This window comes from Bartonella callosciuri (assembly GCF_014203215.1).
Lineage (GTDB): Bacteria > Pseudomonadota > Alphaproteobacteria > Rhizobiales > Rhizobiaceae > Bartonella > Bartonella callosciuri.
In genome coordinates this window covers 1-2111 of sequence record NZ_JACHIM010000025.1, presented here as the reverse complement: position 1 = coordinate 2111, position 2111 = coordinate 1, and the positions used below count along the sequence as shown (strand labels likewise).

At 38.6% G+C, this 2111-nt stretch carries 2 protein-coding genes; both read right to left on the bottom strand.

Going from position 1 to position 2111, the window contains the following annotated elements; genetic code table 11:
* Positions 1 to 1591 (bottom strand): pertactin-like passenger domain-containing protein (locus HNQ69_RS07530; RefSeq protein WP_183229402.1); only part of this gene is annotated, 1591 nt, incomplete at its 3' end.
* A gap of 387 nt (positions 1592 to 1978) precedes the next feature.
* Positions 1979 to 2111: autotransporter outer membrane beta-barrel domain-containing protein (locus HNQ69_RS08400; protein ID WP_183229401.1), on the bottom strand; the 133-nt coding region annotated here is incomplete at its 5' end.

Here is a 2111-nt window from a genome sequence, read left to right as displayed (position 1 = left end):
CTGAAACAACAATAGGCTGCTGTTTTTCATCAGAAGCATGATGGTAAAAAGCTAGACGTGAAACTTCAACAGGCTGATCTTCTAGAGGTAATGCAGAAACATGCTGAGCTTCTCTCAAATGCCGAGGAGGTCTTGGCCTGGATGTCTGTTCGCTATTTTGCCTACCAGTAGTATTCCGAGAAGTAGAACTTCCCACTCTAGAAGAAGAGGACCTTTCTTGAGAGTGTGCACCTGCATCACTAGATGAAAGAACCAACGAAACAGGAGTCTTCGGTTTTCTGCTCGTACGCTGAGCACGAGTACTTTCATGTCCTGATCGTTGAGATTCCCTACCCAAATACCAAGTTGTGGTATCACCACTAGACTCTGCATTTCTCTCCCTCTTATGCAAGCCATATACATAAGTACCCCCATCAACAGCTTCAATTTTCTTACCCGAGCGGTCTGCCAGAGTAAAATTAGCTCCTCCGTTTTGGCTTCTATCAGCAACCAAATTGATCTCACTAATTAAACCATTCTTTTGTGAAAGAAAATTCGTAATTTCAGCACCAGAATCGGCAACACTTATTGTGTGAGTACCTGAACTACTGTCTACCCACAAGTAATCGCTATTATGAGCACCCATAGCACTAATATTGAAATGGAAATTTAAATTACCCGAAAGCTTTTCAACATAAAGTGAAATATGACGTGGATCATACGGAATAGAAGCAAAAATAACGCTCCCTCCCTCACCACCTAAATCTTCAATGTTAATCTGGGATTTTTTAGTGTTATCTCGCTCACCAATCCTAAATAGCCATTCATCAGCCCTTCCCCCGACAGAAAGTTTTTCTTTTGTAGTATGATCTGTCCTATCACCAGCAAATAAATAAAGACATCCCTTACCATTAATCTGTATCTTTCCAGTTAACTCTGCAGCAACATGTATCCACGAGCTGGCATAGTCATTAATCGTTAGACCATCCACAATCCCATCAGAATAAACTACTTGAACAGCTTCACTACTCAAGGTAGTATTAGTGGCCATTCCTTCTGCTAAGATATGCTGCCTGCCATTTCCAGAAACCATGGTATTTTCTGCAAAACCACCACCCATTTTTTTGCTCCCCATATAAAGATTTTGTTCCCCTCCATTCATAACTTTCGTATTCCAAGCTTTGCCACCATCATACACATTCTGCTGTCCTATTGCTCCACGACCACCTCCAGAAACTGTAGCATTATAAGCACTACTTTTTCTAATCACGCTTGTAAATTCAAGATTATTCTCTTCATAAATAAACTGCTTACCACCAAGGATTTTAGCATCCACCGCAGTTCCTCCACGCGTAACTATTTGCATCCCACCTTTTTCAATAGTAGCTCCCATGGAACTCTTGCCATTCTCAACAATCTCAACACCGCCATCTACAACCATAATATTGCTACTCACAGAGGTAGTAATCAGTGCAGAGCCTTTTTGTACCGTCCCTCCACTCGTTAAATTTTCTAGCTTTGTTAGGGATCTTTTCTCAGCTGCACTTGCAACTTGCACGAAACAACTACTGATCATCAATACTGAAAAACTTAACCTACATTTATATCGCATAATCCGCACTCCACTCTCAATAATTAGCAAAACATCTCGCGACTACGTGGGTAGCTTATTTTAGATTGTATCGTAATGTGTTTTATTTATGTCTAAATACAATTTTTTAGTTTATTATTTTATTAAACAACTATAAATTGTAAATTACGAAAATTGTTTTCGTCTAAAGTGATATAACTTTGTAAAATGCAAATTATTCCTTAAATACAAAAGCATAACTTGCAAGATTTTCAAAAACAAATGAAGGAATGACACCGCTTTTAAAGAGAGTGTAAGGTCACCCTCACACACTCTCCCTAAGTTCTCATGAAATCTTAGCAAAACACTACGTGTTTAACTTACAAAAAAATTACATTTCTAAATTTAATCAACGCATAAAGCAGATATTTAGAAACTATAGCGTACACCCAAAATACCTTGAAGCAACTGCTTGCTTTTACGCCCTTTGATATAGTGGGCTCGTGCATAAAGCTTTAATTTATCACTGACTAAACTACTCAATCCAAATCCTATTTTGCCT